Annotated in this window: 17 protein-coding genes; 9 read left to right on the forward strand and 8 right to left on the reverse strand. The window is 74.1% G+C overall.

Annotated features, from left to right (window positions below; translation table 11 throughout):
• Positions 1-16 precede the first annotated feature (16 nt).
• Positions 17-805, forward strand: a complete 789-nt coding sequence (locus Sya03_RS12835; protein ID WP_203938474.1) for an Rv1486c family protein — start codon at positions 17-19, stop codon at positions 803-805.
• Here the strand turns inward: Sya03_RS12835 and Sya03_RS12840 are convergent.
• The 5 genes from Sya03_RS12840 to fabG all read right to left on the reverse strand — a co-directional run bounded on the left by Sya03_RS12840 (position 802) and on the right by fabG (position 5,523).
• Positions 802-2,067 (reverse strand): acyltransferase family protein, encoded by a 1,266-nt coding sequence (locus tag Sya03_RS12840; RefSeq protein ID WP_203938475.1) that lies wholly within the window; start codon positions 2,065-2,067, stop codon positions 802-804. The two genes, Sya03_RS12835 and Sya03_RS12840, sit on opposite strands and share 4 nt — an antisense overlap.
• A 56-nt stretch (positions 2,068-2,123) precedes the next feature.
• Positions 2,124-2,966: an HAD-IIA family hydrolase gene (locus tag Sya03_RS12845; RefSeq protein WP_370872160.1), complete on the reverse strand. Its 843-nt coding sequence runs from the start codon at positions 2,964-2,966 to the stop codon at positions 2,124-2,126.
• Entirely contained in the window at positions 2,912-3,937 is a 1,026-nt protein-coding gene (locus tag Sya03_RS12850) for a ferrochelatase (protein ID WP_203938477.1), read from the reverse strand. Before Sya03_RS12850 ends, Sya03_RS12845 begins: the two co-directional genes overlap by 55 nt.
• A 91-nt stretch (positions 3,938-4,028) precedes the next feature.
• Entirely contained in the window at positions 4,029-4,796 is a 768-nt protein-coding gene (gene fabI, locus Sya03_RS12855; RefSeq protein ID WP_203938478.1) for an enoyl-ACP reductase FabI, read from the reverse strand.
• Positions 4,797-4,818: 22 nt separating this feature from the next.
• On the reverse strand, positions 4,819-5,523 hold the full coding sequence (gene fabG / locus Sya03_RS12860) for a 3-oxoacyl-ACP reductase FabG (RefSeq protein WP_203938479.1): 705 nt from the start codon (positions 5,521-5,523) through the stop codon (positions 4,819-4,821).
• Between the two features lie 356 nt (positions 5,524-5,879).
• Here fabG and Sya03_RS31535 point away from each other — a divergent pair, with 356 nt between their 5' ends.
• Positions 5,880-6,005, forward strand: a complete 126-nt coding sequence (locus tag Sya03_RS31535) for a hypothetical protein (RefSeq protein WP_275411446.1) — start codon at positions 5,880-5,882, stop codon at positions 6,003-6,005.
• 15 nt (positions 6,006-6,020) lie between these two features.
• Here Sya03_RS31535 and Sya03_RS12865 read toward each other — a convergent pair whose 3' ends face one another.
• The 3 genes from Sya03_RS12865 to Sya03_RS12875 are packed head-to-tail and all read right to left on the reverse strand — an operon-like array spanning position 6,021 to position 9,090.
• Entirely contained in the window at positions 6,021-6,971 is a 951-nt protein-coding gene (locus Sya03_RS12865; RefSeq protein ID WP_203938480.1) for a VWA domain-containing protein, read from the reverse strand.
• Positions 6,968-7,963, reverse strand: a complete 996-nt coding sequence (locus Sya03_RS12870; protein ID WP_203938481.1) for a DUF58 domain-containing protein — start codon at positions 7,961-7,963, stop codon at positions 6,968-6,970. The genes Sya03_RS12865 and Sya03_RS12870 overlap by 4 nt, the downstream gene beginning before the upstream one ends.
• Complete coding sequence (locus Sya03_RS12875; RefSeq protein WP_203938482.1) at positions 7,963-9,090, reverse strand: AAA family ATPase; 1,128 nt, start codon at positions 9,088-9,090, stop codon at positions 7,963-7,965. Before Sya03_RS12875 ends, Sya03_RS12870 begins: the two co-directional genes overlap by 1 nt.
• Positions 9,091-9,413: 323 nt before the next feature.
• Here Sya03_RS12875 and Sya03_RS12880 point away from each other — a divergent pair, with 323 nt between their 5' ends.
• From Sya03_RS12880 to Sya03_RS12910, 7 genes are all read left to right on the forward strand, one after another.
• A complete protein-coding gene (locus tag Sya03_RS12880; RefSeq protein WP_203938483.1) occupies positions 9,414-9,665 on the forward strand; it encodes a hypothetical protein in 252 nt (83 codons plus the stop codon).
• A gap of 29 nt (positions 9,666-9,694) precedes the next feature.
• Positions 9,695-10,264 (forward strand): PH domain-containing protein, encoded by a 570-nt coding sequence (locus Sya03_RS12885; RefSeq protein WP_239107417.1) that lies wholly within the window; start codon positions 9,695-9,697, stop codon positions 10,262-10,264.
• A 26-nt stretch (positions 10,265-10,290) separates the two neighbouring features.
• Positions 10,291-11,691: a PH domain-containing protein gene (locus Sya03_RS12890; RefSeq protein ID WP_239107438.1), complete on the forward strand. Its 1,401-nt coding sequence runs from the start codon at positions 10,291-10,293 to the stop codon at positions 11,689-11,691.
• Positions 11,678-12,070 carry a thioesterase family protein gene (locus tag Sya03_RS12895; RefSeq protein WP_203938484.1) on the forward strand — a complete coding sequence of 131 codons (393 nt, stop codon included), beginning with the start codon at positions 11,678-11,680 and terminating at the stop codon, positions 12,068-12,070. Before Sya03_RS12890 ends, Sya03_RS12895 begins: the two co-directional genes overlap by 14 nt.
• Positions 12,071-12,150: 80 nt before the next feature.
• Positions 12,151-12,753 carry a type II secretion system protein gene (locus Sya03_RS12900; RefSeq protein ID WP_203938485.1) on the forward strand — a complete coding sequence of 201 codons (603 nt, stop codon included), beginning with the start codon at positions 12,151-12,153 and terminating at the stop codon, positions 12,751-12,753.
• Positions 12,750-13,337, forward strand: coding sequence for a PulJ/GspJ family protein (locus Sya03_RS12905; RefSeq protein ID WP_203938486.1), 588 nt, complete (start codon positions 12,750-12,752; stop codon positions 13,335-13,337). Before Sya03_RS12900 ends, Sya03_RS12905 begins: the two co-directional genes overlap by 4 nt.
• Positions 13,331-14,866 (forward strand): RICIN domain-containing protein, encoded by a 1,536-nt coding sequence (locus tag Sya03_RS12910; protein ID WP_203938487.1) that lies wholly within the window; start codon positions 13,331-13,333, stop codon positions 14,864-14,866. Before Sya03_RS12905 ends, Sya03_RS12910 begins: the two co-directional genes overlap by 7 nt.
• Positions 14,867-14,868: the final 2 nt, after the last annotated feature.

Genomic DNA, 14,868 nt, shown 5'->3' on the forward strand with positions numbered 1-14,868 from the left:
ACGTACCCTGGCTGCCATGTCCCCCGCAGCAGGTGCGGCGACCGCCGTCGCACGCCGGTCGACCCGCTTCGTGGCCTGGGTGCGCGCCTGGCGCGCCGGCGTGGTCCCGTTCGACGAGGTGACCGACGAGATCACCAACGGCGAGGAGCACCTGGCCTCCGACGTGCCCGGCACATGGCGCGACGTCCCGCTGCGGGAGGCGCTGCCGATCTTCGCCAAGCTGCACCCGGACGACATCCGCCTGGTCCTGCCCGCCCCCGGCGACCCGCGCGGCCTGCCCGGCCCGGGCCCGCTGACCGGCGCGGCGCTGCTCACCGGCGAGGCCGTCGTGACCGGCGCCTTCGGCCTGGTCCCCGAGGTCTGCCGGCACACCTCCGGCTCCGGTGTGGAGTTCGAGACGGTGCTGTGGCGGGTGCACCCGATCGAGCAGACCGGCTTCAACCGCGGCTTCCAGGTCTCCCCCGCCGAGGCGGAGGCCGAGCTGACCACCGCCCTGGCCGAGGCCACCACCCAGCTCACCCGGCTCGACGTGGCGCACTGGCGGCCCGAGCTGGCCGGCGCGCTGGCCCAGCTGCGCCGCCCCGACAGCACGGCGAACCTGCCGCCGGGCTTCGACCCGCGGTCGCGGCGGCTGTTCGCCCGCGCCAGCGTCCTCGACCAGGTGCTGGCCCTGGCCGAGCACACCGCGCCCGGCGGCGCGGTGAACGGCTACGAGGCGCAGCAGCGCGACACCGCCCTGCGGCCGCTGACGGCGGCCTGCCGCCGCGCCCTGGTGGCGGCCTGCAACGCCCCGCTCAGCGCCTAGGACACCCGCGCGTCGGAGCCGTGCCGCTCCGGGGCACCGGCGGGCGTGCGGGGCCGGGGTGCGCCCGGGTCGCGGGCCGGGCGCTGGGCCGGCGGGCGCACGCTCGCCGGGCGGTGGTCGGCCGGGCGGGGCGCCACGTCGCGGCGCGGGCGGCCCGGCTCCAGGGCCGGTTCGGCCGCGTTGGCCGCCGCGATCGAGCGGCGCAGGCCGTCGCGCAGCAGCGGCATCAGCGGGCGTTCGACGTACCGGTGCACCAGCCAGGCCAGGGCCGCCACCAGCACCAGCGTCAGCGCGATCAGCACCCACATCGGCAGGCCGGTGCCGTAGTGGCCGTACCGGATGGCGCTGAAGCCGACCCGCTGGTGCAGCAGGTAGAACGGGTACGTCACCGCGCCCGCCACGGTGAGCCAGCCCCACCGGATGCGGTCGGTCCAGCCCAGGGCGACGGCCAGGATCACGGCGAACGAGGCGGTCACCACCAGGTAGCCCGGCCAGGCGGGGACGGGGAAGCCGGCGTGCACGGCCGCCATCCGGTCGGCGACCCGGTCGAGGCTGACGAGCCAGCTCATGCCGACGATGCCGTACAGCAGCGGGGTCGCGCCGAAGCGGTGGATCAGGTACATCGCGATGCCGGCGACGAAGTACGGGGCGTACTCCGGCACCACCACGAGGGTCACCACCGGCAGCGCCCACGCCGGGGCCAGCACGGCCAGGGTCAACCAGACGGCGCAGAACAGCACGGCCCGCCGGTACGTCAGCCCGGTCCACACCACGACGGCGAACAGCAGGTAGAAGCGCAGCTCGACGAACAGCGTCCAGTAGACGGTGTCGACCGACGGCACCCCCATCGGCTGCTGGAGCATCGTGGCGTTGACGGCGATGCCGGCCCAGTCGGGCAGCCCCTCGACGGGCACGCCCCCGGTGACCGGCAGCAGCAGCACCACGGCCACGGTGATCGCCAGGCAGGCCCAGTACGCCGGGTACAGCCGGCTCACCCGGGACGTGAAGTAGGCGCCGAGCGGGCGGCCCCAGCAGCTCATGCAGATGACGAAGCCGCTGATGAGGAAGAACAGCTCCACGCCGAGGAAGCCGTAGACGGCCACCCGCGACGCCGTCGGCAGGAAGTGCTGCGGCGGGCTCACCCCGTCGAGGCGCCACGCCACCGCGTAGTGGTAGACGGCGACGGCGAGCGCGGCGACCAGCCGCAGCCCGTCGAGCGCCGCGAGCCGGGCCGGCGGTCGTGACTGATCGTTTCGGGGCACGGGGCGCCACCCTAGCGGCCGATTGCTACGGGCGGCGACCTGTGCAGGTCACGGAACTACAGCTCGGGGATGAGGTCCGCCACCGAGTTCACGACCCGTGACGGACGGTAGGGGTAGCGGTCCGCCTCGGCCTGCGTGCTGATGCCGGTGAGGACGAGGATGGTCTCCAGCCCCGCCTCCAGCCCGCACAGCACGTCGGTGTCCATCCGGTCGCCGATCATCGCGGTCGACTCGGAGTGCGCCTTGATGGTGTTCAGCGCCGAGCGCATCATCATCGGGTTCGGCTTGCCGACGAAGTACGGCTTGACGCCGGTGGCCTTGGAGATCATCGCGGCGACGCTGCCCGCCGCCGGCAGGTCGCCGTCCACGGAGGGCCCGGTGGGGTCGGGGTTGGTGCAGATGAACCGGGCGCCGCCGTTGATCAGCCGGATCGCCTTCGTGATCGCTTCGAACGAGTAGGTGCGGGTCTCGCCGAGCACCACGTAGTCCGGGGCGAAGTCGGTGAGCACGTAACCGACGGCGTGCATGGCCGTGGTGAGGCCGGCCTCACCGATCACGTACGCGGTGCCGCCCGGGCGCTGGTCGGCCAGGAACTGGGCGGTGGCCAGCCCGGAGGTCCAGATCGCCGACTCGGGCACGTCGAAGCCCATCCGGGCGAGCCGGGCCTGCAGGTCGCGCGGGGTGTAGATCGAGTTGTTGGTGAGGATGAGGAACGGCTTGCCGGACTGCTTCATCCGGTTGACGAACTCGGGCGCGCCGCGCACGGGCTGGCCCTCGTGCACGAGCACGCCGTCCATGTCGGTCAGCCAGCTCTCGATGACCTTCCGGTCCTTCATCGGGTTCCTCAGCTCTTGTGGCGGCGCGGGGCAGGGCAGCAGTCCAGTGGGCAGACGTCCCAGTGCGGCAGCGTACCGAGGGTCTCGCGGGCCGCCCCGGCCAGCCGCTCCTGCACCAGCTCGCGGACCATCGCGACGAACCGCGGGTCGGTGCCCGGGGTGGCGGCGCGCGCGTAGCCGAGGCCGAGGTCGCGGGCGGTGTCGGCGGCCTCGTTGTCGAGGTCCCACAGCACCTCGAGGTGGTCGGAGACGAACCCGATGGGGCTGACCACGACGTCGGTGACGCCCTTGTCGGCGAGCACGGCCAGGTGGTCGTTGACGTCGGGCTCCAGCCACGGCACCTGCGGCGGGCCGGAGCGGCTCTGCCAGACCAGGTCCCAGGCGAGGTCGGGCGCGGCGGCGGCGTGCACGAGCCGGGCCGTCTCGTCGAGCTGGGTGGTGTAGCGGCCGCCGTCCGGGCCGGCGGTCTCCGCCATGGAGACCGGGATGGAGTGGGCGGTGAACACCAGCCGGGTGGTGGCGCGGCGGGCCGGGTCGAGGCCGGCCAGCGCGGCGCGCACGGCGTCGGCGTGCGGCCGGACGAAGCCGGAGTGGTCGTGGAACTGGCGCAGCTTGGTGATGGCGGGCGCGCCGGGGCCGACCGCGGCGCGGGCCCGGTCGATGTCCTCCCAGTACTGCCGGCAGGACGAGTAGCCGCCGAACGCGCTGGTGGCGAACGCCAGCGCGGAGGTCACACCGTCGTCGCGCATCCGGGCGACGGTGTCCTCCAGCATCGGCTGCCAGTTGCGGTTGCCCCAGTAGGCGGGCAGGTCGACGCCGTGCGCGCCGAACTCGGCCGTCACCGCGTCGAGCAGGTCGCGGCACTGCTGATTGATCGGCGAGACGCCGCCGAAGTGGTGGTAGTGCTCCGCCACCTCGGCGAGGCGTTCCTCCGGGATGCCCCGGCCGCGGGTGACGTTGCGCAGGAACGGCATCACGTCGTCGGGGCCCTCGGGGCCGCCGAACGACAGCAGGAGGAACGCGTCGTAGGCCACCCGACCAGTCTGCCCGCCCGGGGACGCCGACGCCGCGCGGCCCGGCCGCGCGCGTCGAACGTCACCCTGCGTCGATCCGGTGCCTGGGCCGTCAGGCGCCGACCGCGTGGAACCCGCCGTCGACGTGGACGATCTCGCCCGTGGTCGCCGGGAACCAGTCGGACAGCAGCGCCAGGCAGGCCCGCGCCGCCGACTCCTGGTCGGACAGGTCCCAGCCGAGCGGGGCGCGCTGGACCCACGCGTCCTCGAACTGCTCGAAGCCGGGGATGCTCTTGGCGGCCATCGTGCGCAGCGGGCCCGCCGACACCAGGTTGCTGCGGATGCCGTGCTTGCCCAGGTGCAGCGCGAGGTAGCGCGACGCCGACTCCAGGCCCGCCTTGGCGACGCCCATCCAGTCGTACACCGGCCAGGCCAGCTGCGCGTCGAACGTCAGGCCGACCACCGCGCCGCCGCGGCCCATCAGCGGCAGGCAGGCGGTGGCGAGGGACTTGTACGAGTACGTCGACACGTGCAGCGCCGTCGCCACGTCCTCCCACGGCGCGTCCAGGAAGCCGCCGCCCAGGCAGCTCTGCGGCGCGAAGCCGACGGAGTGCACGACGCCGTCGAGGCCGTCGACGTGCTCGCGCACCTTGTCGGCGAGCCCGGCGAGCTGCTCGGGGTTCGTCACGTCCAGCTCGATCACCGGGGCCGGCTCGGGCAGCCGCTTGGCGATGCGCTCGACGAGCGACAGCCGGCCGAAGCCGGTCAGCACGACCTGGGCGCCGTTCTCCTGGGCGAGCTTCGCCACGGAGAAGGCGATCGAGGCGTCGGTGATGACGCCGGTGACGAGCAGCCGCTTACCGGCCAGCAGACCAGACACGCATCTCTCCTGATGTACGGGCTCAGTGGCCCATGCCGAGGCCGCCGTCGACCGGGATCACGGCGCCGCTGATGTATCCGGCTCCGTCGCCGGCGAGCCAGGTCACGACCGAGGCCACCTCGTCGGCCGAGGCCAGCCGGCCGGCCGGGATGGCCTTCACGTACTCCGCCTTCTTCTCCGCGGGCAGCACGGCCGTCATCTCGGTCTCGATGAAGCCGGGCGCCACCACGTTGGCGGTGATGTTGCGGGAGCCGAGCTCGCGGGTGATCGAGCGGGCCACGCCGACCAGGCCGGCCTTGCTGGCCGCGTAGTTGACCTGGCCCGGGCCGCCGTACAGGCCGATGACCGACGAGATGAAGATCATCCGGCCCCACCTGGCCCGCAGCATCTTGCCGCTCGCCCGCTTCGCGCAGCGGAACGCGCCGGTCAGGTTCGTGTCGACGACGCGGGTGAACTGCTCCTCGCTCATGCGCAGCAGCAGCGTGTCGTCGGTGATGCCGGCGTTGGCGACCAGCACCTCGACCGGGCCCAGCTCGGCCTCGACGGCGGCGAACGCGGCGTCGACCGCGGCGGAGTCGGTGATGTCGCACTGGACGCCGAACAGCCCCTCGGGGGCGCCGCTGCCGCGGTGGGTGATCGCCACCCGGTCGCCCTGCTTCGCGAAGGCCTGCGCGATGGCGAGGCCGATGCCCCGGTTGCCACCGGTCACGAGCACGGTACGGGCCACGTCGGCGATCCCTCCTCCACAACGACTGCGCCAGGAACATTAGGCCCTACCTGCGGGTAAGCCGAAACCGGGCCCGCGCCGCGCCGGAGGCCCGCCCTGACGCGCCACGGCGGCCCGGCGGGAGTAAGGTGTGCCACGGCCCTGAGAGACGACGACTGTGGGAGGTGATCGCTGTGCGAGATAGCGATCCTCCGAGTCGTCGCCGGGCCGGCCGTCCGCCCCGCTGACGCACCGCGCGCTCAGCTCCGCCGACGCTCGCCCCGCCCCCAGCCACCCGCCGGGCCACCGTGCCCGCGCGTCTGCCGTCGTGTGCGCCGCGACGACCGCTGGGGCCGCCCGGCCGCGACTCCCCACCCGTGTGCGCCGTCATCGTCCGCCACGACGGAAAGCCGCCGATCATGCACCGTTACGTCGCTCCGCTCGGTTTCACCATCGCCGCCGCCTGGGTGGTCGTCCTGTTCGTGCTGGCCGCCAAGCCGTGACCGGCGGCGGCCGGCTCACGGCAGGCGCGAGCTCCACGCCAGGCTGAGGCCCGCCGCGAGCAGGCCCAGCAGCAGGCCCGTGCCCGCGTACCACTGGGTGACCTCGCGGGGCTCCACCCGGTGGCCGATCGACGAGCCCATGTCCTCGTACACCTGCTTGAGCTCCGTCACCGACGCCGCCTCGTAGAAGAAGCCCTTCGTCGTCTCCGCCAGCTGCTCCAACGACGCCCGGTCGACCGGGACGCGCTGCATCGCGCCGCGGATGTCGACCATGCCCGCGTCGGTGCCGAACGCGATCGTCGACACCGGCACGTTGGCCGCCGACGCGGCCGCGCCGGCGTCCTCGACGGACCGGCCGGACGTGCGGTAGCCGTCGGACAGCAGCACGATGCGCGCGGGCGGCAGCTCGTTCGCGCCGTCCGACGGCACCGACCGGATCGCCTCCAGCGAGGTGAACACGGCCTCGCCGGTGGCGGTCGCCTCGGCCAGGGTCAGCCCGTCGATCGCCGCGGTCACCGCCGCCCGGTCCTTGGTCGGGGCGACCAGCACGTTCGCCGACTTCGCGAACGACACCAGGCCGAGGTTGTAGTCGGCCGGCAGCTCGGCGACGAACTGCTTCGCGGCCTCCTGGGCGGCCTCGATCCGGTTCGGCGCGACGTCGTCGGCCTGCATGGACAGCGACACGTCGATCGCCAGGATGACGGTGGCGCGCTCCAGCGGCTGCTCGGTGTCGACCGACGGGCGGGCCATCGCCCCGGACAGCGCGAACAGCGCCAGCAGCAGCGCCGCCGCGGACGCGTGCCGGCGCCAGCCGAGGCCCTTGGGCGCGAGCGTGCGCAGCATGTCCACGTTGGTGAAGCGGATGGCGTACTGGCGCTTGCGGAACTGCCGCCACACGTACACGGCGGCGACGGCGAGCACCGGCAGGACGGAGAGCAGCCACCACGGTTGCAGGAAACGGATCATCGCGTGGTTCCTCGCGTGCGGGCGTGCCGCTGGGCGGCGACGAAGCGGACCATGTCGAGCAGCCAGTCGGAGTCGGTGCGCAGGCGCAGGTGGGCGGCGCCGGCGGCGCGCAGGGCGTGCGCGATCGCGGCGCGCTGCTGCCCGGCGGCCTCGGCGTAGCGGGCGCGCAGCTTCGCGTCCGTGCGCACCTCGTGCAGGACGCCGGTCTCCGGGTCGGCGAGGGTGAGCACCCCGACGTCGGGCAGCTCCAGCTCGCGCGGGTCGACGACCTCGACGGCGAGCACGTCGTGCCGGACCCCGAGCTTGCGCACCGGCCGCGCCCAGCCCTCGACGGGCGCCAGGAAGTCGGAGATGACGACGGCGACGCCGCGCCGGCGGGGCGGCCGGTTGAGCATGTCGACCAGCGCGCCGAGGTCGGTGCGGCCGGGCCGGATCTCGGTGCGGGCGATGGCGCGCAGCAGGCCCTGGGCCTCCTTGCGGCCGGGCCGGGCGGGCAGCCGGGTGACGTGCGGCGCGGCCGGCTCGGCGCCGCGCCTGCCGGGCAGGCCGGCGCCGGTGCCGACGACCGCGCCGATGCGGTTGCCGCCGCGCACGGTGAGGTGGGCGATCGCGGTGGCCGCGGCGACGACCAGGTCGCGCTTGAGCCAGCGGGCCGTGCCGAAGTCGAGGCTCGCCGACAGGTCGACCGCCATCCACGTCTCCAGCTCCCGGTCGGCGACGGTGCGGCGCACGTGCGGGGCGGTGGTGCGGGCGGTGACCGGCCAGTCCATCCGGCGCACGTCGTCGCCGGGCCGGTACTCGCGGGACTCCCCCGGTTCGCTGCCCGGGCCGGGCAGCAGGCCCACGTAGTCGCCCTGCAGCAGGCCGTCGAGTTTGCGGGTGACCAGCAGCTGGAGCCGGGTCAGCACGGCCTCGGCCCGGCCGGCGCCCACGCCCTCGTCGGCCTCGAGGGCGCTCGCCAGGCCGGCGCGTCCGGCGTGCCGGTCGGCCATCACGCGTGTCCGGGCCAGGCGTGCGGCTCGCCCAGCGGCGGGCCGCCGGAGACGGGGGCGGCGCCGTTGACGACGCCGTTGGCGGCGGCGGCGCCCTGCCGCGGCGCGACCGACGGCATGGGCACGGCCGACATGATGCGGCCGACGATGTGGTCGGCCGGGATGTCGTCGGCCAGCGCGTCGTAGCTGAGCACGAGCCGGTGGCGCAGCACGTCCGCGGCGATGTCCTGCACGTCCTGCGGCAGCGCGTAGTCGCGGCCGCGCAGCAGGGCCAGCGCCCGGGTGGCCCGCACGATGCCGAGCGACGCGCGCGGGCTGGCGCCGTACTGGATGAGCTGGGCGACGTCGGGCAGGTTGTGCTGCGCCGGCGCGCGGGTGGCCAGCACGAGGCGCACCGTGTAGTCGACGAGCGCGTTGTGCACGAACACCTGGTCGGCCTTGCGCTGCAGGGCGAGCAGGTCGTGCGGGGTGAACACCACGGACGGCTCGGGCGCGCTGACGCCCATCCGGTAGACGATCTCGCGCTCCTCCGCGTCCGTCGGGTAGCCCACGACGATCTTCATGAGGAACCGGTCGCGCTGCGCCTCGGGCAGGGGGTAGACGCCCTCCTGCTCGATCGGGTTCTGCGTCGCCATGACGAGGAACGGGTCGGGCACCCGGTGCGTCTCGCCGCCGATCGACACCTGCTTCTCGGCCATGACCTCCAGCAGCGCGGACTGGACCTTGGCGGGCGCGCGGTTGATCTCGTCGGCGAGCAGGAAGTTGACGAAGACGGGGCCCAGCTCGACGTCGAACTTCTCACTCGACTGGCGGTAGATCCGGGTGCCGACGATGTCGGCGGGCACCAGGTCGGGGGTGAACTGCACCCGGGAGAAGCTGCCGCCGACGACGCGGGCCAGCGTCTCGACCGCGAGCGTCTTGGCCACGCCGGGCACGCCCTCGATGAGGCAGTGGCCGCGGGCCAGCAGCGCCACGAACATGCGCTCGACCATCCGGTCCTGCCCGACGATGACGCGCTTGACCTCGAACAACGCCCTTTCGAGCTGCCCGGCGTCCTGGGCCGGGGTGCTGCTGGACGAGCCGCCGGCGGGACCGGTCGTGCTCTCGGGCGTGGTCGGCTGGGCCACCGGTCCTCCACAGCGGGTCGCTCGTCGGTGCGCTCGTCGGCACGGTGCCGACCACCAAGCCTTACACGATCAGCCTGAGAACGGGCGGGCAGGCCCGCATGACGCGCTGTCCGGAGTTGATCACGGACCGTCCGGGACGGTTGATCTTTCTGCGCTATACGAATCAACGGGCATCGTCACGGGGCTGGACGAGCGACGGATGCATCCGTGTACCATTCGGTCGTCGCCGGGCAACTTCCCCCGTGGTTGCCCGGCGCACCAAAAACCACCCCGCACCCCGCTTGCCACCACGTGGCCGCACCGGAGTCCGTAGACTCAGCCGGGTGTTCGAGGACGGTCCCTCCCAGCTCGAGTGTTCGGCCAAGGGTTGCCGCGCGCCCGCCGTGCACCAGTTGCGCTGGAACAACCCCAAGCTGCACACGCCCGACCACCGCAAGGTGTGGCTCGCCTGCGACGAGCACCTCGACTGGCTGCGCAGCTTCCTGAGCGCCCGCGGCTTCCTGCGCGAGGTCACCCTGCTGCCGTCGGCGCGGGCCGCCGCCGGCGCTGCGGACGCCGACGCACCGGACGCCTGAACGCGCCGCGGTGACCTAGGCTCGACGGCGTGACCGCCGAACCGCAACCGCCCACCGGCCCCGCCGCGTTCGCCGGATCGCCCGCGCCCGCCGAGGCGGGCGCAGCACCGCTCGACGCCCTTGAACCGTGGCCCGACACGGTCGCCTGGCAGCCCGTCTCGCCCGACCTGGTCAAGGTCGAGCTGATCGGCGTGGGCACCTGGATGCTGATGCTGGGCGGCGCCGCCGGGGTGGCGTGGGCGCTCCTCGGTCACTGGCTGCTCGGCGCGGCGCTGGCGCTGATCGTGCTGTGGAGCGCGTGGCGCGCGGTCGTCGCGGTCCGGGCCGTGCGGGCCTGGGGGTACGCCGAACGCGACCACGACCTGCTCGTGCGCAACGGCCTGCTGGTGCGCCGGCTGTCCATCGTGCCGTACGCGCGGATGCAGTTCGTCGACGTCACCGCGGGACCGCTGGAACGTGCCTTCGACCTGGCCACCGTGCAGCTGCACACCGCGGCGGCCGCCAGCGACGCCCGGGTGCCGGGGCTGCGGCCCGCCGAGGCGGCGCGGCTGCGCGACCGGCTCACCGCCCTCGGCGAGGACAGGGCCGAGGGGCTGTGACGGAGCCCCTCCCGCCCGCGGACCCGGTGGCGGCGTCGCCCGCACCGCCCGCGTCGCCCGCGTCGCCCGGCTCCCCGGCGGGTCCCGGCGAGGAGCCGCGGCGGCGCCTGCACCCGCTGAGCCCGCTGCTGCGCGGCGCCAAGTCGCTCGTCGTCATCGTCGCGGCCATGAGCTGGCAGACCCTGGGCTCCGTGGGGCTCGGCGTGTTCGCCCTGCTGGTGGGCGTGCTGGCGATCGGCGCGCTGGTCGTGTTCGCGGTCAGCTGGCTGAACACCGGCTACCACGTCGTCGGCCGGGAGCTGCGCATCCACGAGGGGCTGCTGTGGCGGCGCACCCGCGCCATCCCGCTGGAGCGGCTGCAGTCCGTCGAGCTGGTGCGGCCCCTGCTGGCGCAGCTGGCCGGGCTGGCCGAGCTGCGCCTGGAGGTGGTGGGCGGCGGCAAGACCGAGGCGCCGCTGGCGTACCTGAGCGTCCGCGACGCCACCGCCCTGCGCGAGCGGCTGCTGACCCTGGCCCGGCGGGTCGGCGCCGCCCCGGCGGGCGCCGGCGGCGAGGCCGCGGCCGCCGGGGACGCGGCGCCCGCGGAGGCGCCGGCCTGGCAGCTGCACGCCGTGTCGAACGACGACCTGGTGCTCAGCCAGCTGCTCACCCCGCAGGCGATGTTCCTGCCGTTCGGCGTGGCGTTCGTGGTGCTGCAGTTCCTGCTGGAGGACACCTGGTCGTTCGTGGCGATCGCCAGCACGCTCACCGCGATGGCGGGCGTGCTGCTGCAGCCGGTGCGACGCATCCTGTCGGACTGGAACTTCCGGGCGGCCCGCGACGGCGACGACCGGTTCCGGCTCAGCTACGGCCTCACCGAGACCCGGCACCAGACCGTGCCGCTGCACCGCATCCAGAACGTGCAGCTCACCTCGCCGCTGCTGTGGCGGCCGAAGAAGTGGCTGCGGCTGCGCATGCACATCGCGGGCGCCGCGTCGCCCGGCGGCAACGACGCCCAGCGCGGCGACCGGCTGCTGCCCGTCGGCGACCAGGCCACGGCGCGGATGCTGCTGTGGCACGCCGTGCCGGGCGCCGACCTGGCCGCCGTGCACACGACCCCGCCGCCGCCGCGCACCCGCTGGCTGCACCCGTTCGCGTGGCGCTCGCTCGGCGCGGGCTTCGCCGACCAGGTCTTCGCCACCCGGTCCGGCCTGCTCACCCGGGAGCTGACCCTGGTGTCGTACGCGCGCATCCAGAGCGTGCGGGTGGTGCAGGGCCCGCTGCAGCGCCGGCTGCGGCTGGCGACGGTGTACGCGGACACCGCCGGCGGCCGGTCGGGGGCCGCCCGCGACCGCGACCTGGACGAGGCGTGGCGGATGGCGGCCGAGCTGTCGGCGCGGGCGCGGCAGGCCCGCGAGGGCCTAAGCTCGCCTCATGGAGCTGCCTGAGTTCGCGCAGGGTCTCACCGCGCGGGTCGAGCTGACCGTTTCCGACGCCGACACCGCCCAGTCGCTGGGCTCCGGCGACGTGCCCGTGCTGGGCACGCCCCGGGTCCTCGCCCTGGCCGAGGCGGCCACCGTGGTGGCCCTCGCCCGCGAGCTGCCGTCCGGCGTCACCACCGTCGGGGTGCACGCCGAGATCGAGCACCGGGCCGCCACCCCCATCGGCCGCACCGTGCACGCCACGGCCACGCTGACGAAGCAGGACGGGCCGCGGCTGCACTTCGACGTGACGGTGCGCGAGGGCGAGACGGTCGTGGCGGAGGTCCGGGTGCGCCGGGTGCTGCTCGACCGGCAGCGGTTCCTGGCCCGCGCGTTCGGCGACTGAGCGGGGGCGGCCGGGCGGTCGTGCCGCACGCCACGACCTGACTTTCTCATCGTCGCGGCCCCGCTGCCGAAGACACGGGTATGGTCCGGCAGAAGCCCGAGCCCTCGGACAGCGGATTCACGCTGCTCGAGGTGGTCGTCGCGCTCGCGCTCATCGGCATCACGATGGGCGCCGTCGGCACATTCTTCGCCAATGGGCTGCGGACCACGCACCGGCAGGGTGAGCAGCAGACGGCGGTGCAGTTCGCCGTCGACGGCGTCGAGGCCGCCCGGATGCTGCGCGGGCCCGCGCTGGTGGCGGGCCGCACCGCGTGCACGTCCGCGGCGAGCTGCCCCAACCCGGCCGTGGCCGGGGCGACCGCCCAGGTCGGCAGCGCCTGGCAGGGCCGGTGGGACATGGGCACGAGCGCCGCGCGGCTGGCGCCGCCCGCGTTCCCGGACGAGCAGACGGTCGACAACGTCGTCTTCCAGCGGCGGTTCTACATCCGGCAGTGCTGGGCGGCGGTCACCGGCAGCGGCGCCTGCGTCGACACCAAGTCGGTCGCCGCGCCCGCCCCCTTCTACAGGGTCGTCGTCGCGGTGAGCTGGCGCAACTCGGGCTGCGCGGCCGGGGTGTGCTCGTACGCCGTCTCCGGCCTGTTCACCGGCACCCTGCCCGACCCGATCTTCGAGACCGAGTCATGACGGGCCGGCGCCCGGCCGGGCCGGCCGGCGGTTCCGACGACGGCATGACGCTGCTCGAGGTCCTGGTCTCGATGTCCGTCATGGCGGTCGTCCTCGTGGTCGCGACGGCCGGGCTGCTGCCGGTCTACCGCCTGGTCAACGACGCCGACCTGCAGGACCGGGCGCAGTCCGCGCTGAGCGTGGCGATGCTGCGCCTGGACCGGCAGGTCCGCTACGCCGTGCGGGTGTCCGTGGCGGTGGACGGCCGCTCGGCCACGTACCTGTCGGTGGAGCCGGGCGCGGCCCGCAAGTGCCACGCGGTGCGCTGGTCGGTGACGTCGTCGCCGCTCGGGGTGCTGCAGCAGCGCAGCTGGACGGCCGGCGGCTCGCCGGGGGCCACCTGGTCGACCCTGGCGACGGACCTGCGCATCGACCGCACCGGCTTCACGCGCCCCTTCACCCTCTCGGAGCCCACCGATGACGTCGACTACCAGCGCCTGCAGATCAAGCTGGTGAGTTCGGCCGCCAACGGGCGCGCGGAGCGCCGCAGCGACGTCACGTTCTCCGCGCTCAACACCGACACCACGCAGGCGAACCCGTGCTGAGCCGGACGCGCGCCGGCGACGACCGCGGGTCGATGCCGATGGCCATGCTGCTCACGGTCGTCGCGCTGGGCCTGAGCATGGTCCTCGCCTCGGTCGTCACCGCCGAGCAGCGCAACACCCGCCGCGACACCAGCCGGATGACCGCCCTGGCCGCCGCCCAGTCCGGCATCGACGCGACGCTCAGCGCCGTCCGGCTCGCCAAGCGCGCCGACGGCACCGGCGACCCGCAGGCGCTGCCGTGCACCACCGCGCCGCGACCCGCCCTGTCCGGGCCGGTCAGCGCCGGCAACGGCGCCACCTACAGCGTGCGGGTGTACTACTCCACCACCCCGCCGGTCGCCGGCACCATCCCGTCCTCGCTGTGGGGCTGCGGCCCCACGGCCGCCGGCATGCCCGGCTACGCCCTCATCGTGTCCACCGGCACGTACGGCGTCAGCCGGACGGTCTCGGCGACCTACACGTTCACCACCGTCATGCAGAACGAGAAGGTGCCCGGCGGTCTGATCCGGGCCTTCGGCAACCAGGGCACCCAGCCGTACTGCTTCGCCGCCGCGTCGACGATGCCGCTGAACACCCAGCTGCAGATCCGCCAGTGCAACGCGAGCGACACGCGCCAGCAGTTCGCCTACAACCCCGGGCTGACGCTCTCGCTCACCAGGATCAAGGCGAGTGGGCAGCGGCTGTGCCTCGACGCCGGCAACATGGCCGTCGGCACCCCGGTCCGGTTCCAGGTGTGCGCCCCCGACCTGGTGGCCCGGCAGGTGTGGGGGTCGGACGACTCGACCGCGTTCTACGTGATGCCGAACGCCACCACCCGCCGGTGCATGGAGTCCAGCGCCGAGTACGCCGACGCGACCGTGGAGCTGGCCGCGATGAAGACGGCCACGTACTGCACGCTGGTCGACGACTGGAGTGAGCGGCAGACGTTCCTCACCGCCCCGGCCACCGGCGGCGGGCGCTCCGGCCCGAAGACCGGCCAGCTCGTCAACGCGGCCCAGTTCGGCCGGTGCATCGACGTCACCGCCGACGACGTCACCTGGGAGTACCTGATCAGCTTCCCGTGCAAGCAGCAGCTCACCGGCGAGGTGCTCTGGAACCAGCGGTGGAACGTGCCGGACATCCCGGCCGGCGAGGATCACGCCGACGGGCCCATCTGGACCGTGCCGACGGGCACCACGCAGGCGTACTGCATGCGCGGCCCCGGCACGACCACCCGGCCCGGGTACTACCCGACGATGGCCGCATGCACCCCGAACGGGGTGGTGCCCGCCAACCTGCAGTGGCGGATGTGGGGCGACACCGGCAACAGGGCCACCAGCTACCGCATCGAGTCGCTGGGCCCGGGCGGCCCCGGCACCTGCCTGACCGTCACCGACCCGGCCGCGCCCAACGCCGACCTGTGGGACGAGACCTACAACATCAACGTCAGCAAGCTGGTCATGGCGGTGTGCAACGCGACGGACTGGCAGAAGTGGAACGCGTTCTCGTTCACCACGGCGGCCACGCTGAAGGACGTCACGGAGCGCTGAGG

It is taken from the genome of Spirilliplanes yamanashiensis (genome assembly GCF_016863475.1).
GTDB classification, from domain to species: domain Bacteria; phylum Actinomycetota; class Actinomycetes; order Mycobacteriales; family Micromonosporaceae; genus Spirilliplanes; species Spirilliplanes yamanashiensis.